The organism is Streptomyces sp. NRRL S-646 (assembly GCF_000720765.1).
Classification (GTDB): Bacteria; Actinomycetota; Actinomycetes; order Streptomycetales; family Streptomycetaceae; genus Streptomyces.
Genome location: NZ_JODC01000003.1, coordinates 224,759 through 248,748 on the forward strand (window position 1 = coordinate 224,759; position 23,990 = coordinate 248,748).

15 protein-coding genes are annotated in these 23,990 nt (G+C 71.9%); 4 read left to right on the forward strand and 11 right to left on the reverse strand.

Annotated features, from left to right (window positions below):
* The first annotated feature begins 71 nt into the window (after nt 1-71).
* A complete protein-coding gene (locus tag IH68_RS0105440) occupies nt 72-314 on the forward strand; it encodes a mycoredoxin (RefSeq protein WP_030929162.1) in 243 nt (80 codons plus the stop codon).
* Nucleotides 315-355: 41 nt separating this feature from the next.
* On the opposite strand, the gene IH68_RS0105445 is transcribed toward IH68_RS0105440, so the two are convergent.
* The 6 genes from IH68_RS0105445 to IH68_RS0105470 all read right to left on the reverse strand — a co-directional run bounded on the left by IH68_RS0105445 (nt 356) and on the right by IH68_RS0105470 (nt 11,235).
* Entirely contained in the window at nt 356-967 is a 612-nt protein-coding gene (locus IH68_RS0105445; RefSeq protein WP_030929165.1) for a class I SAM-dependent methyltransferase, read from the reverse strand.
* Nucleotides 968-980: 13 nt separating this feature from the next.
* Entirely contained in the window at nt 981-1,925 is a 945-nt protein-coding gene (gene nudC / locus IH68_RS0105450; RefSeq protein WP_030929168.1) for an NAD(+) diphosphatase, read from the reverse strand.
* 157 nt (nt 1,926-2,082) lie between these two features.
* Entirely contained in the window at nt 2,083-3,495 is a 1,413-nt protein-coding gene (locus IH68_RS0105455; protein WP_030929170.1) for a dipeptidase, read from the reverse strand.
* A 10-nt stretch (nt 3,496-3,505) separates the two neighbouring features.
* Nucleotides 3,506-7,066 (reverse strand): ATP-dependent DNA helicase, encoded by a 3,561-nt coding sequence (locus IH68_RS0105460; RefSeq protein WP_030929171.1) that lies wholly within the window; start codon nt 7,064-7,066, stop codon nt 3,506-3,508.
* Nucleotides 7,067-7,185: 119 nt separating this feature from the next.
* Nucleotides 7,186-10,590 (reverse strand): ATP-dependent helicase, encoded by a 3,405-nt coding sequence (locus IH68_RS0105465; protein ID WP_078912327.1) that lies wholly within the window; start codon nt 10,588-10,590, stop codon nt 7,186-7,188.
* 258 nt (nt 10,591-10,848) lie between these two features.
* Entirely contained in the window at nt 10,849-11,235 is a 387-nt protein-coding gene (locus tag IH68_RS0105470) for an MGMT family protein (protein WP_030929173.1), read from the reverse strand.
* A 186-nt stretch (nt 11,236-11,421) separates the two neighbouring features.
* Here IH68_RS0105470 and IH68_RS0105475 point away from each other — a divergent pair, with 186 nt between their 5' ends.
* From IH68_RS0105475 to IH68_RS0105485, 3 genes are all read left to right on the forward strand, one after another.
* Complete coding sequence (locus IH68_RS0105475; protein ID WP_030929174.1) at nt 11,422-14,169, forward strand: lysylphosphatidylglycerol synthase transmembrane domain-containing protein; 2,748 nt, start codon at nt 11,422-11,424, stop codon at nt 14,167-14,169.
* A 77-nt stretch (nt 14,170-14,246) separates the two neighbouring features.
* Entirely contained in the window at nt 14,247-15,800 is a 1,554-nt protein-coding gene (locus tag IH68_RS0105480) for an alpha/beta hydrolase (RefSeq protein WP_030929175.1), read from the forward strand.
* A 136-nt stretch (nt 15,801-15,936) separates the two neighbouring features.
* Entirely contained in the window at nt 15,937-17,493 is a 1,557-nt protein-coding gene (locus IH68_RS0105485; protein ID WP_030929176.1) for an alpha/beta hydrolase, read from the forward strand.
* Nucleotides 17,494-17,576: 83 nt separating this feature from the next.
* On the opposite strand, the gene moeZ is transcribed toward IH68_RS0105485, so the two are convergent.
* From moeZ to IH68_RS0105510, 5 genes are all read right to left on the reverse strand, one after another.
* On the reverse strand, nt 17,577-18,755 hold the full coding sequence (moeZ, locus tag IH68_RS0105490) for an adenylyltransferase/sulfurtransferase MoeZ (protein WP_030929179.1): 1,179 nt from the start codon (nt 18,753-18,755) through the stop codon (nt 17,577-17,579).
* A 63-nt stretch (nt 18,756-18,818) separates the two neighbouring features.
* Complete coding sequence (locus IH68_RS0105495; RefSeq protein ID WP_030929182.1) at nt 18,819-19,568, reverse strand: spherulation-specific family 4 protein; 750 nt, start codon at nt 19,566-19,568, stop codon at nt 18,819-18,821.
* Nucleotides 19,556-20,515: an NAD-dependent epimerase/dehydratase family protein gene (locus IH68_RS0105500; protein ID WP_030929185.1), complete on the reverse strand. Its 960-nt coding sequence runs from the start codon at nt 20,513-20,515 to the stop codon at nt 19,556-19,558. The genes IH68_RS0105495 and IH68_RS0105500 overlap by 13 nt, the downstream gene beginning before the upstream one ends.
* A 175-nt stretch (nt 20,516-20,690) precedes the next feature.
* A complete protein-coding gene (locus IH68_RS0105505; RefSeq protein ID WP_030929188.1) occupies nt 20,691-22,100 on the reverse strand; it encodes a hypothetical protein in 1,410 nt (469 codons plus the stop codon).
* On the reverse strand, nt 22,097-23,824 hold the full coding sequence (locus IH68_RS0105510; protein WP_030929192.1) for a DUF3492 domain-containing protein: 1,728 nt from the start codon (nt 23,822-23,824) through the stop codon (nt 22,097-22,099). Before IH68_RS0105510 ends, IH68_RS0105505 begins: the two co-directional genes overlap by 4 nt.
* Between the last annotated feature and the right edge of the window lie 166 nt (nt 23,825-23,990).

Below are 23,990 nucleotides of genomic sequence, written 5' to 3' on the forward strand. Positions count from 1 at the left end.
ATGGTGGCTCTTTCAAGTACGTTCCATCACTGCGACCAAGCATCCCCGAGCAGCTGAGGAGCGCGAGAGACATGCCGGGCACTGTGACGATGTACAGCACCACGTGGTGTGGCTACTGCCGTCGGCTGAAGAGCCAGATGGACCGTGAGGGCATCACGTACAACGAGATCAACATCGAGCAGGACCCGGATTCCGCGGCGTTCGTGGAGAAGGCGAATGGCGGAAACCAGACGGTGCCGACGGTGCTGTTCCCGGACGGTTCGACGCTGACGAACCCGTCGCTGGCGCAGGTGAAGCAGAAGATCGGCGCGTAGGCGCTGCGCGTTTTCGTTCGGAGGGCGGTTCCTGGGTCGCTTCAGGAACCGCCTTCTTGTGGTTTGTCCCACACTGCGATGTAGCGCCACAGCAGTCGGCGGCGGAAGCGGCAGCCGGGCAGCAGGCGGTGTGCTGCTTTGCGGGCCTCTGCCCAGTGCATGGCCGAGTCCTTGACGGGCATGCCGGCCGGGCCCCGTTTGCCGCCGCGCAGCCGTGCGTTCAGCAGGCTCGCTGGCAGGCCGCAGCCGCTGATCACCCAGTCCAGGGCGGTGTGGTTGTACGCCATCCCGACGATCACCAGCCGACCGCCGGGGGCGAGCAGTCGTACCAGGCCCTGCACGGCGTCCTCGAACCGTGTGTGGTGGACCACGGCGACGGCGCTGACGAAGTCGTACTTGCCCTCGGGGAGGGTCTCCGCGTCGAGGTAGTCGCCCTCCTGGAACGTGACGTTCGCCGGCGTCTGCTCGCGGGCCAGCCGGATCATTTCCGGTGAGCGGTCCACGCCTGTCACCGATTCGGCTTTTTGTGCCAGCTTGCGTGCGAGCAGCCCGTCGCCGCATCCGACGTCCAGGGCCGTCCGGCAGCCGTCGGGGACGGCTGCGAGGACGACGGGGTGGTAGTGGACGTTGTGGTTCCAGTACGGGTCTGTCATCGCGGCGTCCGGCTCAGACGAAGCTCCTCGTCGGCAGGGGCTTGCCGTACCACATCTCGATCAGGCGGGCGGCGATGGAGATTCCGTAGGGGGGCAGTACCTCTCCGGCTTCGAAGGCGGCGCCCAGTTCGTCCCGGGAGAACCAGCGGGCTTCGTGGATCTCGTCGCCGTCGACGTTGATGTCGGTGGAGGTGGCGCGGGCCATGAAGCCGAGCATGAGGCTGGAGGGGAAGGGCCAGGGCTGGCTGGCGACGTACTCGACCGTGCCGACGGTGATGCCGGCCTCCTCGAAGACCTCGCGGCGTACCGACTGCTCGATGGACTCGCCGGGTTCGACGAAGCCGGCGAGCGTGGAGAAGCGGCCTTCGGGCCAGTGGACCTGGCGGCCGAGCAGGATGCGGTCCTCCTCGTCGGTGACGGCCATGATCACGGCGGGGTCGGTGCGCGGGTAGTGCTCGGCGCCGCATGCGGAGCAGCGGCGGATGTGGCCGGCGGCGGCGATGACCGTGCGCTCGCCGCAGCGGGAGCAGAAGCGGTGGGTGCGCTGCCAGTTCTCCAGGCCGACCGCGTGCACCATCAGGCCCGCGTCGCGGGGTGACAGCAGGAGGCCGGCCTCGCGCAGGCCCGCGGGACGTGCGGACTGGTCGATGCGGCCGGGCAGAGCGTCCTTCTGGAGGGCGAAGTAGCTGACGCCTTCCTCGTCGGTGCCCAGGAAGTAGCGGTGGGCCTCGGTCAGGGGGGCTTCGAAGGACGGGGTCATGACGAGTTCGGTGCGGCCGTCGACCGTCTCGTCGATGAGGACCTGGCCGCCGGAGACCACGAAGCAGCGGGTCGTGGGGTGGCTCCATGCCGCTGCGAGCCAGGCCTCGTCGAGGCGGTGGTGGGCGGCGCGGTCGATGCCGCTGGGCGCGGTGAGGGAGATGGGGCGGTCGGCGGTGTGGTCGGTCCAGGTGGTCACGGGTGCTTCCAACTCCCCCAGTGGAACGGATTGTTTCGGCAGACGGTTCGGCGGGATGCAGGGCGGTAGGCGACTGGATCCGGCGGGGCTGGGCGGTGCGGGGCGGCCTTTTTCAGTGTGCCCCGTGGGCGGTGGCGCTACGGACGGCGCTGGGCGCTCAGGGTGCATGGCGCCAGGTCTCGGCGAGGTCGTCCCACAGGTACGCGCTGGTCTCGACGCCTTTGAGGAGCAGGTCGAGCTCGACTTTCTCGTTCGGTGCGTGCCAGCCGTCGGAGGGGACGGAGATGCCCAGGAAGAGCACGGGTGTCCCGAGGACTTCCTGGAGGTCGGCGGCGGGTCCGGAGCCGCCCTCGCGGGTGAAGCGGACGGGCTTGTCGAAGGCGCGGCCCATGGCGCGGGCGACGGACTGGAGGGCGGGGTGGTCCAGCGGTGTCAGGCACGGGCGTGTGGCCGCGGCGAACGTGATCTCGTACCGGATCCCGGCGGGCACCTGTTCGGCGGCCCAAGCGCGGACGGCCTTCTCGATGTGGTCGGGGTCCTGGCCCGCGACCAGCCGGAACGACAGCTTCACCATGGCCGAGGCCGGAATGATCGTCTTGCTGCCGGGGCCCTGGTAGCCGCCGCCGATGCCGTTGACCTCGGCGGTGGGGCGGGCCCAGATGCGCTCCAGGGTGGTGTGCCCTGCCTCGCCGTGGGTGGCGTACGACTTGGCAGTGCGCAGCCACTGCTGCTCGTCGAAGGGCAGCTCGGCGAAGAGTTCGCGCTCGCGGTCGGTGAGTTCGACGATGCCGTCGTAGAAGCCGGGGATCGCCACGCGTGCGTGCTCGTCGTGCAGGGCGGCGACCAGGCGGGCGGCGGCGGTGGCGGGGTTCGGGACGGCGCCGCCGAAGGAGCCGGAGTGGATGTCCTGGTCGGGGCCGGAGAAGTGGATCTCGCACTCGGTGAGGCCTCGCATGCCGGTGCACACGGTCGGGGTGTCCTCGGCCCACATGCCGGTGTCGGAGACGATCACGGCATCGGCGGCGAGTTGGGCCGCACGCTGTTCGACAAGGGTGCGAAAGTTCGGCGAGCCGGACTCCTCCTCGCCCTCGATCAGCAGCTTCAGGTTGACTGCGGGGGCGGTGCGGCCGGTGGCGGCGAGGTGGGCGCGGACGCCGAGTGTGTGGAAGAACACCTGGCCCTTGTCGTCGGCCGCCCCGCGCGCGTGGAGGCGGTTTTCGCGGACGACGGGTTCGAAGGGCTCGCTGTCCCAGCCGTCCTCGCGGGCGGCGGGCTGCACGTCGTGATGGCCGTAGACGAGGACGGTGGGTGCCGCGGGGTCGGTGGCGGGCCACTCGGCGAAGACGGCCGGGGCGCCCGGCGTCTCCCAGACCTCTGCGGTCGTGAAGCCGGTCTCCTTGAGTTTGGCGGCGAGCCAGTCTGCGCTGCGTCGCACATCGGGTGCGTGGTCGGGCTGGGCCGACACGGACGGGATGCGCAGCCACTCGGCGAGGTCGTCGAGGAAGGCGGCGCGGTGCTGCTCGATGTACGTACGGACGGCGCTGACGGCTTTGTCAACGGGCTGGCTCATGGTCACGAGCCTATCGGCCCGCACCGACATCCTCGGTGGGCGGTTCCTCACAGTTTGCTGCCGCGGCCGGTTCGTCCAGCAGCAGCCGCTCCAGTGCGGACCGGTCCGGCAGGCCGTCCGGTCGTACAACCTCACCAGTGCGTACGTACAGGAACGCGGCGTTGACGGACTCCAGGGGCACGCCCTGCTGCTCGGCCCAGGCGAGCCGGTACAGGGCGAGCTGGAGGGGGTCGGCGGTGCGCGAGCGGCTGGTCTTCCAGTCGACGATCTCGTACGTCGTCGCGTCGCCGTCGTCCTCCTTGTAGACGGCGTCGATGCGGCCCCGGACCACACGGCCGGCGATGGCGAGCTGGAAGGGTGCTTCGACGCGGTGGGGCGTGCGGTGGGCGTACTCGGTGCGTTCGAAGGCGTCCTTGAGGGCTTCCAGGTCGCGTTCGTCGGCGATCTCGGTCTCGCTGCCGGGCAGTTCCTCCGGCTCCAGCATCGGAAGGGTCAGTTCTTCGAAGCGGGCCTCGACCCAGGCGTGGAAGCGGGTGCCCCGGCGTGCGGCGGGTTGCGGGGGGCGCGGCATGGGGCGTGCGAGTTCCTGTGCGAAACCGTCCGGGTCGGTGGCCAGGCGCAGTACCTGGGAAGCGGTGAGGGACGCGGGGAGGGGGACGTCCGTGACGGCCTCCCGGGCGCGCAGGAGTTCGCCGGTGAGGGCGTCGAGGTCGCGGTCCCAGGAGGCGAGGGTGCGGGCCTCCTCCGGGGTGAGGCGGGTGGGGGCGGCGGCGCGGGGGCGTCCAGGGGTGGTACGGGCGCGCTCCGCAGTGGATTTCGGCGTGGCGGGGTGCGGGCGTGCGCCCTGGTTCCCGGTTTCCTCCGGAGCTGCTGCCTGGTGCGGGACGGTCGGGCGGGCTGTGGACCAGGCGTCCCAGTCGGTGGGGGTCTCCCCTGCGAACGGGTCCTCCTCGGCGAACGGATCCTCCTCTTCGTACGGCATGTCCTCGTCGTCCGGCGGCGGGGGCCACTCCGGGTCGTCGTGGCTGTCCGGGTCGTGCGTGGCCGCGGGGTGGCCGTCCTCGTGGGAGGCGAGGTCGTCCAGGTGGGCGAGGACCGTTTCGGCGGCCGTCCGGCGCCGGGCCAGGGACGCCTCGTCCAGGGGCAGTGGCCAGACCTGGTCGGCGGTCGCCGTGTGCAGGGCCGGGTTCTCCTCGCCCTCGGCGGGTTCGTCCGCCCACGCCTCGATCTCGCCGTATCCGGCGGTGCAGTGGTCGTGGAGGGCTTGCAGGAAGTCGGACGGGCCGCGGGGCTTCTTCTGGGTGGGGCCCCACCAGTGGCCGGATCCGAGGAGGAGGGAGCGGGGGCGGGTGAAGGTGACGTAGCCGAGGCGGAGTTCCTCGGTGTGCTGGTGTTCCTTCATGGCCTCCTGGAAGGCTTTGAGGCCCCGGGAGTCCCAGGCGTCGATGTCGGGCAGGGTGTCGGCGTCGCCGCGCAGTTCGTGCGGCAGGACCTTGCCCTGGGCGGTCCACTTCTCGCGGCCCTGTGTGCTGGGGAAGGTGCCGGTGACCAGGCCGGGGACGGCGACGACGTCCCACTCCAGGCCTTTGGACTTGTGGGCGGTGAGGACCTTCACGGTGTTCTCGCCGCCCGGGAGGGCGTTGTCGAGGCCCTTCTCGTACTGGGCGGCGGTGCGCAGGAAGCCCAGGAAGGCGAGCAGGGTGGCCTCGCCGTCTCCGGCGGCGAAGGAGGCGGCGATGTCCAGGAAGTTGGAGAGGGTCTCGCGGCGGCGGGCGGCCAGGGCGTGCGGGGACGCCGACAGCTCCACCTCCAGGCCGGTCACGGCGAGGACGCGGTGCAGGACGTCCATGAGCGGGTCGGCCAGCGAGCGGCGCAGGTCGCGCAGTTCGGCGGCCAGGCGGGCGAACCGCACGCGCGCGTCCGGGGAGAAGGGCAGCCCGTCGTCCTCCTGTTCGGCGTGAAGCGGCATCTCCAGGAAGGTGTCGAGGGCGTCCGCGAGCGAGGTCACCTCAAAGGGGTCGACGCCCTCGACGGCTTCGGCAAGCCGGCGGTCGCGGTCGTCGTCGCCGTCCACGCGCGCGTGGGCGACGAGGAGCCGGGCGCGGCGCCCCAGGAGGGCGAGGTCGCGGGGGCCGATGCGCCAGCGCGGGCCGGTCAGCAGGCGGACCAGGGAGGCGTTGGCGCCGGGGTCCTGGAGGACCTCGCAGACGGCGACCAGGTCGGCGATCTCCGGCAGGTGCAGCAGCCCAGACAGGCCGACCACCTCGACGGGGACGTCCCGCGTGACGAGTGCGCCCTGGATCTCGGCGAAGTCGGTTGCCGTACGGCACAGGACGGCGATCTCACCGGGCGCCTTGCCGGTGTTCACCAGGTGGGCGATCGAGTCGGCGATCCACTCGATCTCCTCGGCGTGGGTGGGCAGCAGCGCGCAGCGCACGATGCCGTCGCGTTCGGCACCGGGGGCCGGGCGGAGGGCCTCCACGCCCGCGTGCATGGCCCGCAGGGGCGTGGCGAGGCCGTTGGCGAGGTCGAGGAGACGGCCGCCGCTGCGGCGGTTCTCGCTGAGTGCCTGGCGGGTGGCGGGGCGGCCGTCGGGGTGCGCGAAGTGCTCCGGGAAGTCGTCCAGGTTGGCGACGGAGGCGCCACGCCAGCCGTAGATCGCCTGACAGGGATCGCCGACGGCGGTGACAGGGTGGCCGGTGCCGTCGCCGAACAGGCCCGCCAGGAGGATGCGTTGGGCGACCGATGTGTCCTGGTACTCGTCGAGGAGGACCACGCGGAACTCGTCGCGCAGGATGCGGCCCACCTCGGGGATGCGGGCGAGCTGTGCGGACAGGGCGATCTGGTCGCCGAAGTCGAGGAGGTCACGCTCGCGTTTGGCGGCGCGGTAGCGGACCACCAGGTCGGCGAGTTCGCGGCGGGCGGCGGCCGCTTCGGGGACCTTGCGCAGGTCGGCGTTGGTGAGCTTGGCGCCCTCCAGGGTGCGCAGCAGTCCGGCGTCGTACGCCCGCAGCTCCTCGGGCCGTACGAGGTGCTCGGCGAGTTCGGAGTCAAGGGCGAGCAGGTCGCTGACGAGGTCCGCGAAGGAGCGGGTGAGCGCCGGGTAGGGGCCCGGGGCCTCCCGCAGCACGCGCGCGGCGAGCTGGTAGCGGGTGGCGTCGGCGAGCAGACGGGCGGTCGGTTCGAGGCCGATACGCAGGCCGTGGTCGGTCAGGAGGCGGCCCGCGAAGGCGTGGTACGTCGAGATCACGGGCTCACCCGGCGGATTGTCCGGGTCGATGACGTCCGGGTCCGTGACGCCTGCCTTGACGAGCGCCTTGCGGACGCGCTCGGCGAGCTCGCCGGCCGCCTTGTTGGTGAAGGTGAGGCCGAGGACCTGCTCGGGTGCGACCTGGCCGGTGCCGACCAGCCACACCACGCGTGCCGCCATCACCGTCGTCTTGCCCGATCCGGCTCCGGCCACGATCACCTGCGGGGCGGGCGGCGCGATGATGCAGGCCGTCTGCTCCGGGGTGAACGGAATCCCGAGAAGCTCCTTGAGCTGATCGGGATCGGTGATACGGGGCGGCACGTCAGAGAGGCTAGCGGCGGCCACTGACAGTGGAGGCCGGATCGGCCTCGGAGCGAGGAGAAGCGCAGGTCAGCACGGGTGGTGCGGTCGATCACACAAGGCCCGGAAGATCACCCGCATCACTCGACCACGTGCCGTCCTTCGGGGCGCGCGCTGCAGGATGCCCGGAATGCGCAGTGTGTGCAGTGCTGGCCGGCGCTGGGTGTGAACCGTTCGTCGAGGACCTTTCCGGCGGCGTTGGCCAGCAGTTCGCCGACCCACTCCCCCTCCAGCGGTTCCTGGGCCTGCACCTTGGGCAGGGTCTCGCCGCCGTCGCGCTGGGCGGCACCCTGGCGCAGCTGGACCAGCTCGGCGCCGCCGGATTCGGGGCGCACTCCGTCGAAGGCCTCGTCGACTGCGCCCTCACGGACGGCGAGCTGGTAGACGGCGAGTTGGGGGTGGCGTGCCACCTCACGAGCGGTGGGGGCCTGTTTGCCGGTCTTGAAGTCGACGACGTAGGCGCGGCCCTCGCCGTCGGCCTCGACGCGGTCCATGGAGCCGCGGATGCGGACCTCGTAGTCGCCTGCTTCGAGGGTGACGTCGAAGCCGTGCTCGCTGGCCACCGGGGTGCGGCCGGTGCGGGCGCCACTGGTGTCGACATGCCACTTCAGGAAGCGTTCAAGCGCCACGCGCGCGTTCTCCTTCTCCTGCGCCGACTTCCAGGGCGCGTCGAAGGCGAGCGCGTTCCACACGGAATCGAGGCGCTCCATGAGGACGGCGAGGTCGGCGGGGGTGTGTCCGGAGGCGACCTCGTCGGCGAGTACGTGCACCACGTTGCCGAAGCCCTGGGCGGCCGTCGCGGGGGCGTCGGCCTTCACCTCACGGCCCAGGAACCACTGCAGGGCGCAGGTGTTGGCGAGCTGGTCGAGGGCGCTGCCCGAGAGCACGACGGGCTGGTCGCGGTTGCGCAGCGGCACCTTGCTCTCGGTCGGCTCGTACATGCCCCACCAGCGGTAGGGATGGGCGGACGGGACGAGTGGGCGGCCGTCCTCGTCGGCGAGCGCGGCGAGCCGGGCCAGGCGGTGGGCGGCGGCCTCCCTGAGGGTGTCCGAGACGCGCGGGTCGACGGTGGTGGCGCGCAGTTCGGCGACGAGCGCGGCGACGGACAGCGGGCGGCGCGGGCGGCCGGTGACGTCCCTGGGTTCGACGCCGAGTTCGGTGAGGAAGCGGGAGGGCTGGTCGCCGTCGTCCGCGGGAGCCTTCACGGCGGTGACGACGAGGCGTTCACGCGCGCGCGTGGCGGCCACGTAGAACAGGCGGCGTTCTTCCGCGAGCAGTGCGCCCGGGGTGAGGGGTTCGGCGAGTCCGTCGCGGCCGATGCGGTCGGCCTCCAGGAGGGAGCCCCGGCGGCGCAGATCCGGCCACAGTCCCTCCTGCACGCCCGCGACGACGACCAGGCGCCACTCCAGGCCCTTGGAGCGGTGCGCGGTCATCAGGCGTACGGCGTCGGGGCGCACGGCACGCCGCGTGAGGGTGTCGGCGGCGATGTCCTCGGCCTCGATCTCCTCCAGGAAGTTGAGGGCGCCCCGGCCGCCGGTGCGCTCCTCCGCGCGCGCGGCGGTCGCGAACAGTGCGCACACGGCGTCCAGATCGCGGTCGGCGTTGCGCCCGGCGGCGCCGCCGCGCCGCGCGGACCGCTCCAGCCGGACCGGCCACGGTGTGCCGTCCCACAGGTCCCACAGCGCCTCTTCGGCGGTGCCGCCGCCAGCGAGGCGCTCACGGGCGCTGCGCAGCAGTGCGCCGAGCCGCTGGGCGCCACGCGCGTACGTGGGGTCGTGCGCGACCAGGCGCTCCGGCTCGGCCAGCGCCCGCGCGAGCAGCTCGTCCGAGGGCGGCGGCAGCGTGTTGCCCGCTGCCCGCTCCTCGTCGCGCAGGGCACGCCCGAGGCGGCGCAGGTCGGCGGCGTCCATAGCGGCGAGGGGGGAGGCCAGCAGGGTCAGGGCGGTCTCGGTGTCGAGCCAGCACGCGGCGGTCTCGGGCTCTTCGGTTGCGAGCCCTTGGGAGAGGGCCTCTTCGGGACCGTCCTCCTCGGGCACGGTGCCTTCGGAGGCGGGCTCGGCATCCGACCCCTGCGGCGCATCAGTCTGCGCCGCCTCCGCCTCGGCCACCGCCCGCAGCGCCGTCAGCAGCGGCGCCACGGCCGGTTCGTGCCGCAGCGGCAGGTCGTCACCGTCGATGTCCAGGGGCACGCCCGCCGCGGTGAGCGCCCGGCGGACGGTCGGGATCGTGCGCGATCCGGCCCGCACCAGTACGGCCATCTCACGCCAGGGGACACCGTCCTCCAGGTGTGCCCGGCGCAGGATGTCGGCGATGTTGTCCAGCTCCGTGCCGGGCGTCGGGTACGTGTACACCTCGACGCGGCCGCCGTCCCGCACCGGGGCGAGGTCGCGATGCGCGCGTACCTTCTCCGCCGGGAGCCGGGTGAGCGGCATGCGCTGGGTGAGCAGCCGGGTCGCGCCGAGCAGAGCGGCACCGGAGCGGCGCGACGTGCGCAGAACCTCGACGGGCGCGGGGCGACCGTCCGCGCGCGGGAAGGCGCCCGGGAACTCGAGGATGCCGCCCACGTCCGCACCCCGGAACGCGTAGATCGACTGGTCGGGGTCACCGAAGGCGACGAGGGTGCGGCCGGTGCCCGCGAGGGCCTGCAGCAGCCGTACCTGGGCGGCGTCCGTGTCCTGGTACTCGTCCACGAAGACGGCGTCATAGCGCGCGGCGAGCCGCTCGGCGGCCTCGGGACGGCGGGCGAGGAGAACCGCGCGGTGGACCAGTTCCGCGTAGTCGAGCACGCCCTGCAGGTCGAGCACGTCGAGGTACTCGGCGAGGAAGGTGGCCGCGGCACGCCAGTCCGGGCGGCCGATGCGGCGGGCGAACGCGTCCAGGGCGCCGGGTCCCAGTCCCAGTTCGCGGCTTCGGGCGAGAACCGCACGGACCTCGTCGGCGAAACCCCGGGTGGTCAGGCAGGCCCGCAATTCGTCGGGCCAGCGCACATGCGCGAGGCCGAGCCGCTCCAGGTCGGCCTGGCCCGCGAGCAGTTCACGGACGGTCACGTCCTGCTCGGGGCCGGACAGCAGACGCAGCGGCTCCACGAACAGGTCGTTGTCCTGGTGGGCGCGGACCAAGGCGTAGCAGAACGAGTGGAAGGTGGTCGCCTGGGGCGCGCGTGCCGCCCCTATGCGCAGTGCCATGCGGTCGCGCAGTTCGACGGCCGCCTTGCGGCTGAACGTCAGCACCAGGATGCGTTCGGGGTCCCCGCCACGGGCGATCCGGGCCGCCACGGACTCGACGAGCGTGGTGGTCTTGCCGGTGCCCGGACCTGCGAGGACGAGCAGCGGGCCGCCCTTGTGGTCAACCACGGAGCGCTGAGGCGCGTCCAGACGAGGGGGATCCTGTCGGATCGGCGGGGTACGCACCAGTCGGTAGGCGCCACGGCCCCCCTGTCGCACCCGGGGGTGCGACAGGCGTCTGGTGGAGGAAGAGGAGCTCACGTGGTTCGCCGGTCCTGGTGGTTGTACTGGTCGTCGGACCACCGCCCGTGCAGGGCGGTGATCGGGAGGTGAGGGGGGCATGTGCAGCCGACGCTACGCCGACGCAGGTTGCGGAAGCAGGGCTTCCTCTTCTTCCCTGGCGGCACTCGCACCCCCGCAGGCCCCTCCTCCCACGAACGTACGCCATGCCACAAACGTGCCCCGGGTCCCCCGTACGGATCACGGGTCACACACCCGCCCGTCCCATGGCGGAAGCTTTCAGGTGTGACCGTCCGCGCGCTCGCCGCCGTCCCATCGCGCCCGCCTCATGTCGAGGCGCGGCAGGTGGCCCTCGGCTGCCCTGCTCGCCTCCTTCAGGGGGGTGCCCTCGGCGCGGTAGTGATCGAGAGCACGCAGTTCGTGCCCCGGGAGCAGGGCGCCGTCCGCGCGCACGACGCGCCACCATGGAACGGCTCCCCCGTAGAGGGCCATCACCCGGCCGACCTGACGGGGCCCGCCCTGCTCCAGCCATTCCGCGACGTCCCCGTACGTCATGACACGCCCGGGCGGGATCAGTTCGGCGACCTCGAGGACGCGCTCGGCGTACTCCGGCAGCGCGTCCGCGTACTCCGGGCCGGCATCCCGCGGAAGGCTCTCCTCGCTCATCCGGCCCATCCTGCCGCATGCCACCGACACTGTGACGGGCTCGCAACGATGCGTATCCCTCGCACCCGGACGGCGCTTCCGGCAGACTGTGCGCCCCCGCTCTTGCACCCTGATGCCCCCGTGTGTCGGTGGAGCATGCCACCATCATGCGGGCGGTGACTGGTGATACGAGATCAAGAAGAGACGATGAAGCAGCAGGGTGCGAACCCAGAGGGCACCAAGAGCACCTCTGACGCTTCGTCGCGCCCCGGCAGCGACTCCGGCTCCGGCTCCCGCACCGACTCGGACACCGCTTCGAAGGATGTCAACAGGGGCGAGGACGACTTCCTGGACGAGGCGCACATCGACGAGGTCGAGGGCGACGAACCGCTGCTCCCCGCGCGCGTGCACCGTCCGTCGGATCTGATGCGCCTCCTGGTGGGTGTGCTGGGGATCATCCTGCTGCTGGCGATCGCCGCGTTCGCGCACGGCACCACCTCGGGGCTCGAACAGGACATCAACAAGGGCACCGGGCAGGCGCCCGACCTGCTCATCAAGATCGCCGGCCTGGCCTCCAGCATCGCGATCCTGCTGGTGCCGGTCGCGTTCGCGATCGAGCGGCTGATCAAGCGCGACGGGCTGCGCATCGCCGACGGCGTCCTCGCGGCGGTCCTCGCCCACGGAGTGACTCTCGCCACAGACCTGTGGGTCGCCAAGGGCGCCCCCGGCTCCCTCCAGGAGGCGCTCACCCAGCCCTCCCCCGGCGACATCCACGCCCTGACCGACCCCGTGCACGGCTATCTCGCACCGGTCATCGCGTACATGACCGCCGTCGGCATGTCGCGGCGGCCGCGCTGGCGTGCGGTGCTGTGGATCGTGCTGCTCCTCGACGCGTTCTCGATGCTCGTCACGGGCTACACGACACCGTTCTCGATCATCCTGACGGTGCTGATCGGCTGGACCGTGGCCTACGGGACGCTGTACGCGGTCGGCTCGCCCAACGTCCGCCCCACCGGGCGGACGCTGATGGCGGGCCTGCGGCACGTCGGCTTCCGCCCGGTGACCGCGTCGCGCGAGGAACTGCCGGAGACACCGGAGACCGGCGACCGCGGACGGCGCTACTTCGTCACACTCGAGGACGGCCCGCCCCTGGACGTGACGGTCGTCGACCGGGAGCAGCAGGCGCAGGGCTTCTTCTACCGCGTGTGGCGCAACCTGACACTGCGCGGCTTCGCCACCCGCAGCAGCCTCCAGTCGCTGCGCCAGGCACTGGAGCAGGAGGCCCTGCTCGCCTACGCAGCGATCGCGGCCGGCGCGAACGCACCCAAGCTGATCGCGACCTCCGAGCTCGGTCCCGACGCCGTGATGCTCGTCTACGAGCACACCGGTGGGCGCACCCTCGACACCCTCGCGGACGACGAAATCACCGACGAGCTGCTGCACGACACCTGGCACCAGGTACGCGCACTGCAGTCCCGCCGCATCGCGCACCGCAGGCTGGTGGGCGACGCGATTCTGGTGGATCGTTCCGGCACGGTCATCCTCACCGACCTGCGCGTCGGCGAGATCGCGGCCGGCGATCTGCTGCTGCGCATGGACATCTCGCAGCTCCTGGTGACGCTGGGGCTGCGGGTGGGCGCCGAGCGCGCGGTGGCGTCGGCAGTGGGCGTGCTCGGTCCCGACGACGTGGCCGACTGCCTGCCGATGCTGCAGCCCATCGCGCTCAGCCGCACCTCCCGCGCGACCCTGCGCAAGCTGGCCCGGGAACGGGCCCAGCGCGAGCGCGAGGCGGTACTGGAGGCCACCCGCCAGGCCAAACAGGCCCGCCTGGAGGACGCCTCGGACCAGACCGGGCCCGTACTCGAAAAGCCCGACAAGAAGGCCGTACGCGCTGAGCAGCGGGCCGAGAAGCGGGCCATCGACGAGGCCATCGAGGAAGCGCGCGAGGAGGACCTGCTCACACAGATCCGGCACCAGGTGCTGCTGATCAGGCCGCAGGCGCCGGTCGAGCCTGCCCGGCTCGAGCGGGTACGGCCGCGGACGCTGATCAGTTTCATCGCCGGTGCGATCGGCGCGTACTTCCTGCTGACGCAGCTCACCCACATCGAGTTCGGTCCTCTGGTCGCCAACGCGCAGTGGGGCTGGGTCGTCGCCGCCGTGCTGTTCTCGGCTCTGAGCTACTTCGCGGCGGCCATGGCCCTCCTGGGGTTCGTACCGGAGCGGGTGCCGTTCCTGCGGGCCGTGGCGGCGCAGGTCGCCGGATCGTTCGTCAAGATCGTCGCGCCGGCCGCGGTGGGCGGTGTCGCCCTCAACACGCGCTTCCTGCAGCGCGCGGGGGTGCGCCCGGGGCTCGCGGTGGCGAGCGTCGGCGCCTCGCAGCTGTTCGGGCTCGGCTGCCACATCCTGATGCTGCTGTCGTTCGGCTATCTGACCGGCACCGAGAAGACGCCGTCCCTGTCGCCGTCCCGAACCGTCATCGCGGGGTTGCTGACGGTGGCCGTGCTCGTCCTCGTCGTCACCTCTGTGCCGCTCCTGCGGAAATTCGTCGCCACGCGCGTGCGGTCGCTTTTCGCGGGTGTCGTGCCGCGCATGCTGGACGTGCTGCAGCGGCCACAGAAGCTCGTCACCGGCATCGGCGGCATGCTGCTGCTGACCGCCTGCTTCGTGATGTGCCTGGACGCCTCGATCCGCGCCTTCGGCCAGGAAGGCACCTCGCTCAGCATCGCCAGCGTCGCCGTCGTCTTCCTCGCCGGCAACGCGCTCGGCTCCGCGGCCCCTACGCCGGGCGGCGTGGGCGCCGTGGAGGCGACCCTGACGGTCGGCCTGATCGCCGTGGGCCTGCCCAAGGAGGTGGCAGCCCCCGCCGTGCTGCTGTTCCGGCTGCTGACGCTGTGGCTTCCGGTGCTGCCGGGCTGGCTGGCCTTCAACCAGCTGTCGCGCAAGGGTGCGCTGTAGTACCAAGACCGTAGCCGTCCTACCTCTTACGGCCCGTGCTCCGAGCGCCCCCGCGCGCGTGACGCCAGGATGGGAGCATGCCGAACCCTTCTCGCCCGCGCGCGGCCGCCCTGACCGCCACCCTCCTGCTGCTGTCCTCCGTGCTGGCGGGCTGCAGCGACAGCTCCAAGGACGCCAAGGACGAGGACCTGTCGGCCCAGAAGCTGGACTGGGAGGACTGCCCGGCCCCGTCCGCGGCGGAAGGCGGCGGCAACGCCCCGTCACCTCTGCCGAACGGCGGCCAGTGGCAGTGCGCCACCATGAAGGCACCCCTCGACTGGACGAAGCCCAAGGGCGACACGATCGGCATCGCACTGATCCGGGCGAAGACGAGCGGCGACAGCAGCAAGCGCATCGGCTCGCTCGTCTTCAACTTCGGCGGGCCCGGCGGCTCGGGCGTCACCACGCTGCCCTCCTTCGGCCAGGACTACGCGAAACTGCGCACCCGCTACGACCTGGTCAGCTTCGACCCGCGCGGCGTCGGCGCCAGCGCCCCCGTGAAATGCGAGAACGACCAGCAGCTCGACGCGTACTTCCAGCAGGACGCGACCCCCGACGACACCGGCGAGCGCACCACGTACCTGAACAACACCAAGAAGTTCAACGCGGCCTGCGAGAAGAACTCCAAGAAGGTTCTGCCGCATGTGCGCACCACCGACGCAGCCCGTGACATGGACCTCATGCGGCAGGTCCTCGGCGACGACAAGCTGTACTACTTCGGCATCTCGTACGGCACGGAACTCGGCGGCGTATACGCCCACTTGTTCCCGAACAAGGTGGGCCGTGCCGTCCTCGACGCGGTAGTCGACCCGACGCAGAACGCCGAGCAGAGCTCGCTCGGACAGGCCGAGGGCTTCCAGCTCGCGCTCGACAACTTCGCCGCGGACTGCACGTCGAAGGCCGGTGCGTGCCCCATCGGCGACACCGCGCAGGACGTGAAGGACCGTATCGCCAAGCTGCTGAAGGACCTCGACGCGAAGCCCATCTCCGGCATCCTCCCCCGCCGGCTGACCCAGACCGCCGCGACCAACGGCATCGCGCAGGCCCTGTACTCCAAGGACTACTGGCAGTACCTCACCGAGGGCCTGGAGCAGGCGTACGGCGGCGACGGCAAGGTCCTCATGGCGCTGTCCGACTCGCTGAACGGGCGCAGCGAGAACGGCGAGTACAGCAACATCACCGCCGCCAACATCGCCATCAACTGCGCCGACGAGAAGCCCCGCTACAGCCCCGGCTACGTGCAGCAGAAACTGCCCGAGTTCCGGTCCGCCTCACCCCTGTTCGGCGACTTCCTGGCCTGGTCCATGGTCAGCTGCACCGACTGGCCCGTCGCGGGTGCCGCCGACCATCCGGACGTGAGCGCGCCGGGGGCCGCGCCGATCCTCGTCGTGGGCAACACCGGCGACCCCGCCACGCCGTACGAGGGTGCGAAGAAGATGGTGGACGCGCTGGGCAAGGGCGTCGGCGTGGAGCTGACGTACAAGGGGCAGGGGCACGGCTCCTACGACAGCAAGAACAAGTGCGTGCAGGCCGCCGTGAACGGTTATCTGCTGGACGGGAAGGTTCCGGCGGCCGGAACCGTCTGTTCCTGAGGCCCGCCACGAATCCAGGTTAAAGCAGCAGGTCAGGAGGTTATCCACAGGCTCAGGCAGGTCTGGCTTGATCCGCCTACGATGGCCTGACAGCCGTCTGCTGCTCGATGCGGACGGCCCGTGAGGGGGGACGCACATGGCGCGATTCGTACGGTGGACGGCTCTGGGGGCCGCCGCAGCGCTGCTGGTGGGGGGTTGCAGCAGCGGTTCGTCGTCCGACGGCGGCAAGGGCGGCGGGAGGACGAGCGCGGCCGCCTCGCCCTCGTCCGGCTCCGAGGGCACCACGGCCGCGCTGCCCTCCTCACTGACCACGCAAAAGCTCGCCTGGGGCCACTGCAAGGCCGCCGACGACTCCCCGGCGCCGGGCAACGACTGGCAGTGCGCGACGCTCAAGGTGCCGCTGGACTGGTCGAAGCCGCAGGGCGAGACGATGGGCCTCGCGCTGATCCGCGCCGAGGCCCGCGGGGGCAAGCGCATCGGCTCACTGCTGTTCAACTTCGGCGGCCCCGGCGCCCCGGGCGTCTCCTACCTGCCGTCCTTCGGCCCCACCTTCGCCAAACTCCGCGAACAGTACGACCTGGTCAGCTGGGACCCGCGCGGCGTCGGATCGAGCGGGGGAATCCGCTGCCGCAGCGACAAGGAGATCCAGGCCGCGGAGTCCGTGGACACCACACCGGACACCCCGGCCGAGGAGAAGGCGTACCTCCAGGACGCCGTCGACTTCGGCAGGGGCTGCCAGAAGGCCGCCGGAAAGCTGATGTCGCATGCGTCGACCACCGATACCGCCCGCGACATGGACCTGATGCGCCAGGTGCTGGGCGACTCGGACATGCACTACTTCGGCATCTCGTACGGCACCGAACTCGGCGGTGTCTACGCCCACTTGTTCCCGAAGAGGGTGGCTCGGCTCGTCCTGGACGCCGTGGTCGACCCGAGCGCCGACGTGGTGGGCCACGCCGAGAACCAGGCCAGGGGCTTCCAGCGGGCACTCGACGACTACCTCAAGTCCACGGGACAGGACCCGGCGCAGGGATCCCGGAAGATCTCGGCCCTGCTGAAGCGGATCGACGCCCACCCGCTGCCGACCTCGAGCGGCCGCAAGCTCACCCAGACCCTCGCGCTGACCGGACTGGCGTACCCCCTCTACTCCGAGCAGAGCTGGCCCAGTCTGACCAGCGCACTGAACTCGGCTGAGGACGGGGACGGTTCGGAACTGCTGTCGCTGGCCGACGGCTACAACGGCCGCGACGCTTCCGGGCGCTACGAGACGTCGACCCACTCGCAACGAGTCATATCGTGCCTGGACAGCAAGCTGCGGCCGACACCCGCCGAAACGAAGAAGCGGCTGGCGCAGTTCGAGAAGATCTCGCCCGTTTTCGGCGACTTCATGGGCTGGGACACGGCCGGCTGGTGCCACGACTGGCCGGTGGCGGGCCAGTGGGTCACCCCGCCGGCCGGCGCACCCAGCGCGGCCCCGATCCTCGTGGTCGGCAACACCGGCGACCCGGCGACGCCCTACGAGGGCGCCCGGAAGATGGCCGACGAGCTGGGCAAGGGCGTCGGTGTGGAGCTCACCTGGAAGGGCGAGGGACATGGTGCGTACGGGAAGGGGAGCGACTGCGTCGACTCGACGGTGAACGCGTATCTGCTGAACGGGACGGTGCCGAAGGACGGAAAGGTCTGCTCCTCGTAGCCCGGACAGCAGGACTCGCAGCCCGGGCAGCGGAAAGGGGCCCGGCACCCGCGGTGCCGAGCCCCTCCCGGGAAGGCGTGCGTCTAGTAGACCGGCTTGTGCGGCTCGATCTGGTTGACCCAGCCGATCACGCCGCCGCCGACGTGCACGGCGTCGGCGAAGCCCGCGGACTTCAGGACCGCGAGGACTTCCGCACTGCGGACACCCGTCTTGCAGTGCAGGACGATCTTCTTGTCCTGCGGGAGGGTCTCCAGGGCGGCGCCCATGAGGAACTCGTTCTTCGGGATCAGCTTGGCGCCGGGGATCGAGACGATCTCGTACTCGTTGATCTCGCGGACGTCGATGATCTCGATGTTCTCGCCGTCGTCGATCCACTCCTTGAGCTGCTTCGGAGTGATCGTCGAGCCGGCGGCCGCCTCCTGGGCCTCCTCGGAGACGACGCCGCAGAAGGCCTCGTAGTCGATGAGCTCGGTGACGGTGGGGTTCTCGCCGCAGACCGCGCAGTTCGGGTCCTTGCGGACCTTGACCTGGCGGTACTGCATCTCCAGGGCGTCGTAGATCATCAGGCGGCCGACCAGCGGCTCGCCGATGCCTGCGAGGAGCTTGATGGCCTCGTTGACCTGGATGGAGCCGATGGACGCGCACAGCACGCCCAGGACGCCGCCCTCGGCGCAGGAGGGGACCATGCCCGGCGGCGGGGGCTCCGGGTACAGGCAGCGGTAGCAGGGGCCGTGCTCGGACCAGAAGACGGAGGCCTGGCCGTCGAAGCGGTAGATCGAACCCCACACGTACGGCTTGTTGAGCAGCACGCACGCGTCGTTGACCAGGTAGCGGGTCGCGAAGTTGTCCGTGCCGTCGACGATCAGGTCGTACTGGCTGAAGATGTCCATCACGTTGTCGGCCTCGAGCCGCTCCTCGTGAAGGATCACGTTCACGTACGGGTTGATGCCGAGGACGGAGTCGCGCGCGGACTCGGCCTTGGAGCGGCCGATGTCGGCCTGGCTGTGGATGATCTGGCGCTGCAGGTTCGACTCGTCGACCTCGTCGAACTCCACGATGCCGAGCGTGCCGACGCCCGCCGCGGCCAGGTACATCAGCGCCGGCGAGCCCAGGCCGCCGGCGCCCACACAGAGCACCTTGGCGTTCTTCAGCCGCTTCTGCCCGTCCATCCCGACGTCGGGGATGATCAGGTGGCGGGAGTACCTGCGGACCTCGTCTACGGTGAGCTCAGAGGCTGGCTCGACCAGGGGTGGCAGCGACACGGGGACTCCGTTGGTCGGTCAATCACTACAGTTGTTCTCCCCGTAACACTGCCACGGCCTTCTTCATTCCGAGACACCCGTTCCGATCCGCGAGACGATTTCGTCCCAGTAGCCGGGCATGGTCTCCCAGGGGTCGGCGCGGCCACCACGGTCGGTGTGGTCGGTGAAGTAGATGGTCGAGGCGCCCTGCCAGCGGGCGATGCGCAGTGCTTCCTCCAGGTGGGGGCGGGGTACCCCGTGGACGAAGTGGCAGAAGCGCTCGGGCGGATGGTCCGCGGTCCACTCGGCCACCTGCGACCAGCGGTAGTCGCTCCAGGAACCGGAGAAGGTGACCAGCTGGTCGGCCGTCTCGGCGTAGCCGGGGTGCGGGTGGGTGCCGTGGCCGAGGACGATGTGGCCATCGTCACGGATCCCGCGGAGTGTGGTGACGGTGCGGCGGACCTCGGGGAGCGAGACACGTTCGGTCGGGCAGCGGTCCAGCAGGAAGCCGTCGACCCGGTACCAGTCGATGTAGCGGTGCGCGTCGGAGATCACCTCGCCGAAGGTGCGGACCCCATGACCGGTGTCGAGGTGGCCGAGGACCCGCACGCCCGCGTTGCGCAGGCGGCCGGCGGCCTCCAGGCAGTGCGGGTCGAGGCGGGAGCCGGGGCCGTCGGCCACGTTGAGGACGACCCAGTGCAAGGGCGTTCCCGGGCGGGTGAGTTCGCCCCACTCGGTGGGTGCGACAAGGGGGTGTGCGTATCCGGGGATGCCGAAGCCGGTGCGGACGTCGGTGCTCGCGGTGCCCGCTTTGGTGCTGGTCAGATACGGCATGCCGCCTCCATCCAGATGTCGGCGAGGGACTCTTCGAGGTTGATGCGGGGCCGCCAGCCGAGCCGGTCGCGTGCGGTGCGCACGTCGGCCTGCTGCCAGCTGCCGCAGCCGTCGGGGTACGGGTACGCGACGGGGGCCGCGTGGTCGGATTCGCTGCGGGGGTGGCCGATGGTGGCCCGCAGCGGGCCGGGCGGGCCGTCGAGTTCGTGGAGCGCGCCGCCGTATCCGGCCACGCGGGCGAGCATGGCGGCGGCGTCCCGCAGCCGGACGGCGCGGCCCGAGCCGATGTTGATGACGCCCTGCGCGGCGGAGAGCGAGGCGGCATGCACGGCACGAGCCACATCGCGTACGTCGATGAAGTCGCGCTGGACACCGAGGCCGCCGAGCTTGAGCTCGCCGTCGCCGGACTGCATCGCGCGGCGCATGGCCTCGGCGAGCCGGCCGAGCGGCGAGCCGGCGGGGGTGCCGGGGCCCGCCGGTGAGAAGACCCGGAGGACGACCGCGTCCAGGCCAGACCCCAGAACCAGTTCGGTGGCGGCGAGCTTGCTCACGCCGTACGGGCCGCCGGGCCGCGGGACGGCGTCCTCGGCCGTCGACGAACCCGGCTGGCTCGGGCCGTACTCGGCGCCGCAGCCGATCTGCACCAGGCGGGCGCCGCAGCCACTGCGGCGCAGGGCCTCGCAGACGGTGGCAACGGCGACGGTGTTGTGGCGGGTGAGGTCGCGGGCGCCGCCCCGGGTGGCGCCGGCGCAGTTGATGACGACGCCGGGGTGAACCGCGTCGAGGAAGCGGGTGAGGGCTCCGGGGCTGCCGGACGCGAGGTCGAAGCGGACGTCGGCGTCGTCGCCGCGGCCGAGCGCGGTGAGCTGGACGGCCGGGTCGGCGAGCAGACGGTCGGCGACGAAGCGGCCGAGGTAGCCGTTGGCTCCGATCAGCAGGACTCTCATCGGGCGGCTCCCGGGGCCGAGGCGTCGGGTCGGGAGGTGATCATCTGGGGTTCTCCTTCGGAGGGGGTGGTGCGCGTGCCTCGGGCGGCGGGGCCGGGCGCCTGCGGCAGGGCGTGGGCCGACGCGCGTCGGCGTGCATGCGACCCGTGGGGGTGCGCCGGGGACGACTGCCGCGTCAGCACGGCCGGTCCGCTGGTGCATGGGCCGAGGCCCGGGTGAGGGTGCGGGTCGCGTGGATCAGCAGGGTCAGCGCGGCTGCCCCGCAGACGAGGGCCGGGACGCTGCCGGGACCCCAGTCGTCGACGAGGGTCTCCACCGGGGTGGCGAGGAAGCCGCACCCGGGGAGGCGGCTCGCGAAGACCGTGGCCGTGGCGGTGACCTCGGCCGTGGCCGCGGCGGTGAGGACGAGCGCGGGGGCGTGGGTGAAACCGTGCGTGGTGAGGAGACGGGCGAGGAGCAGCAGGGCGCCCAGGGTGACGGTCTGGGCGTAGGCCGCGGGCTCGCCCAGGGCCGCGCCGCACAGGGCGAGCAGGGCCGTCAGCGCGCACAGGTACAGGGCGAACGTGCCGAGGAGGAGCGGTCGTACGGAGGCGGCGTACTCCTCCAGGGCGCGGCTGGCGGTCAGTCTGCGGCGGGCGCGTACGGCGAAGAGGTGGGCGCTCCAGGCCGCTGGGGCGCAGGCCAGCAGGAGGGCCAGGACGGGGGCCGTGGCGAGGGGCCAGGGGCCGCCGGCGGTGCCGGTGGGCGGGCCGTCGGGGCCTCCGGCGAGGGCTGCCCGCAGGAAGCCGTCGCCGAGGAGGGCGTACGCGAGGAGCCAGTACGTGCACACGCGGCTGCCGTGCGTGTGCGGGAGGGTTCCCGGGGGTCTGCGGTCCGTCGCGCCGAGGGGGCCGCGGGTGAGCGCGGCGCGCAGGGCGAGGGCGACGGCGAGGACACCGACGGCGGCCGCGATCGCGCGCGCCTGCCCGTGGGTGAGGTGCAGGGCGGCGACGGTCGCCGCGCACAGTGCTCCGGGCAGGAGGGTGAGCAGGACCCAGTCGGCGCGTGCCCTGGGCACGTTGAGGGCTGCTGGGCGGGCAGGGGTGCCGTCGTCGCGGGGTACGCGCGCGTACATCTCCTCCGCCAGGGAGAAGACGTCCCGGTGCCGGAAGCGTGCGGCGGTCCGGTCAGTGACGCCGTGCGCCTCCAGGCCCGCAGCGATCTCCAAGGGGTCCACCGCCCGCTCGCACAGCTCGCGGTGACGGTGCATCAGCGCCTTCACCGGATCGGCGGCGGCGCGCCGGGGAGCAGCGGGTTCCCGGCGGGTGGCCGGGGCGGCGGCGTCGGCATGCGCGGGCGCCGTGGCTTCGGCCTCTGCACGCGTGTGTGCCGGGGGTTCGGCGTCAACATGGGCACGGGCCGGGGCTTCGGTGTCGCCACGCGTGCGTGCCAGGGCGTCATCGCCGCCGCGCGTACCAGGTGCCGTCTCGCCTGCGGTGGTGTCCGAGGCGGAGGTCTGCCCCGCGAGCCATCCCTGTGACCGTTCGTCCCAGGCTCCGGGGCTGTCCGGGGTGCCCGGGCGGTCCAGTGCTCCCAAGTCGCTCATCGCGCCCCCTCGGTGGCCGGCATCGGGGGTGTCGTCCGCGGCGGCGTCGCGCGTACCGGGGTGCCCGTCGCCCAGCCGGGGCCGCCGCGGGCCACTACACGCGCGTCCCGACGGGTCCAGCGGCCGGGGACATGAGCCTCGGCGGGGACGGCGAACGGCAGTGGCTCCCCCGCGTCGTCGAGGACGACACGGCGCACCGGGGTGTGCGAGACGATCTCCAGGTAAATGCCGTGAAATGCCGTGGTGTTCTGCTCGACGGTGAACAGTTCGAGCGCACGCGCGCGTGCGGCGGCCCCCAGGCGCTCCCGGCGCTCGGGGTCGCGCAGCAGTGCCAGGCACGCCTCGGCGAGCGCCCGCGGGTTGCGCGGCGGCACGACGAGCCCCGTGCCCCCGATGACCTCCACGACCGCCCCGACGTCCGTGGAGACGGTCGCGCGGCCGCAGAACATGGCCTCGACCAGGCTGATCGGGAACCCCTCGACGACGCTGGACAGCACGGTCACCGCTCCGGCGGCGTACGCGTCGGCGAGGCTCGGCAGCTCCGGGCCGCCGATCTCCTCGAAGGAGACGGGGTTGTCGCCGACGGCGTGCAGCCCTGCCGCCTCGTCGGGGAACAGCTGCGCCGCCAGCGCCCGGCAGTGGCCGAGGTAGGCCTCGCCGTCGGGGCCGTCCGGGGTACCGACGATCCGCAGCAGGGTCTTCGGCGCCTCCTTGCGGATCTCCGCGAAGGCGTGCAGCAGCGACACCAGGTCCTTGGCGGGTTCGACGCGGCCGACCCAGACCAGCGTGTCGGGGTCCGCGGACTCCGGGGACTCACCGACCTCGGCGAACCGGGAGGCGTCCATGCCCGGGTAGACCGTGCGGAGCTTCACGCGGTCGGCGCCGCACCGTTCCTGCCAGCGGCGGGCGTGCGCGTTGCCGGGCGTGACGATTGCGGCCCGGTCGTAGATCTCGGCGGCGAGTCTGCCGTGGAAGGCGGCGAGCAGGGACCGTACCGCGGGCGGGGCGTCCGTGGCGGCCAGGTAGTGCGTGCGCAGCCGCACGCCGTACTCGGTCAGCAGCAGGGGTACGCCGTGGAAGTGGCGGGCGAGCAGTCCGGGCAGGGCCGCGGGGCCGCCGGATGTCGCGTGGCACAGGTCGACCGAGCCGAGTCCGTCGTCCTCGTACCAGTCGAGCGAGAGGGGGCGCAGGGCGCGTTCCAGGTGTGCGGCGACCGCGAGGAGATCGGGTACGCGCGCCTCACGTGCCGCCCCCAGGGCGCCCGGCGCACGACAGGCGCGCTCCAGGGCTCGTACGGCGGCCTCGGAGCGAAGCGCTCCCACCAGGCCGCGCTCGTCCCGGGCGAGTTCGGCGAGCCCGTACAGGGCGCTGGCGAAACGGTCCGCCTCGGCGGCCGGGGCCTCCCTCGAAGCGCCGGAAGGATCCCCGGCGTGCCCGGCACACAGCGCGGCCGCCAACTCCCCATAGCACTCGGCGAACCGCCGCCGCGCCCGGCGGCCGTGGATCGCCCCGTCGTCCTCGGCCGTCCACAACGGCGCCGTCCGCACCCGGGCGACCTGCGGCGGCAGCCCGACCCAGCCCCCGTTCTCCTGGCGTTCGCTGCGGCTGAGCGCGTAGACGTCGAACTCGTGCTGCCCCAGCCCGCGCACGAGCCGGTCGCACCAGAGCCTGGCGTCACCGCTCACATACGGATAGCCACCCTCCGTAAGCAGTCCGATGCGCACCAGCGCACCCCCGATCTCCCGTATGGGGAGCCGCCGTTGACTCGGCGGCTCGCAGCGGGAAGAACGTATGCGGACAAGGCGGTGGCGCGACGGACGGTTGTCCATCGCACCACCAAAAGGGGTGAACGGTCGTAACTTTCCCGTGCGGATCGCGTTCGATAGCGCT

Coding starts and splice junctions, on each gene's coding strand:
- IH68_RS0105440 (WP_030929162.1), top strand. CDS start 72: ATGCCGGGCACTGTGACGATGTACAGCACCACGTGGTGTGGCTACTGC.
- IH68_RS0105445 (WP_030929165.1), bottom strand. CDS start 967: ATGACAGACCCGTACTGGAACCACAACGTCCACTACCACCCCGTCGTC.
- IH68_RS0105455 (WP_030929170.1), bottom strand. CDS start 3,495: ATGAGCCAGCCCGTTGACAAAGCCGTCAGCGCCGTCCGTACGTACATC.
- IH68_RS0105470 (WP_030929173.1), bottom strand. CDS start 11,235: ATGAGCGAGGAGAGCCTTCCGCGGGATGCCGGCCCGGAGTACGCGGAC.
- IH68_RS0105475 (WP_030929174.1), top strand. CDS start 11,422: ATGAAGCAGCAGGGTGCGAACCCAGAGGGCACCAAGAGCACCTCTGAC.
- IH68_RS0105480 (WP_030929175.1), top strand. CDS start 14,247: ATGCCGAACCCTTCTCGCCCGCGCGCGGCCGCCCTGACCGCCACCCTC.
- IH68_RS0105485 (WP_030929176.1), top strand. CDS start 15,937: ATGGCGCGATTCGTACGGTGGACGGCTCTGGGGGCCGCCGCAGCGCTG.
- IH68_RS0105495 (WP_030929182.1), bottom strand. CDS start 19,568: ATGCCGTATCTGACCAGCACCAAAGCGGGCACCGCGAGCACCGACGTC.
- IH68_RS0105500 (WP_030929185.1), bottom strand. CDS start 20,515: ATGAGAGTCCTGCTGATCGGAGCCAACGGCTACCTCGGCCGCTTCGTC.
- IH68_RS0105505 (WP_030929188.1), bottom strand. CDS start 22,100: ATGAGCGACTTGGGAGCACTGGACCGCCCGGGCACCCCGGACAGCCCC.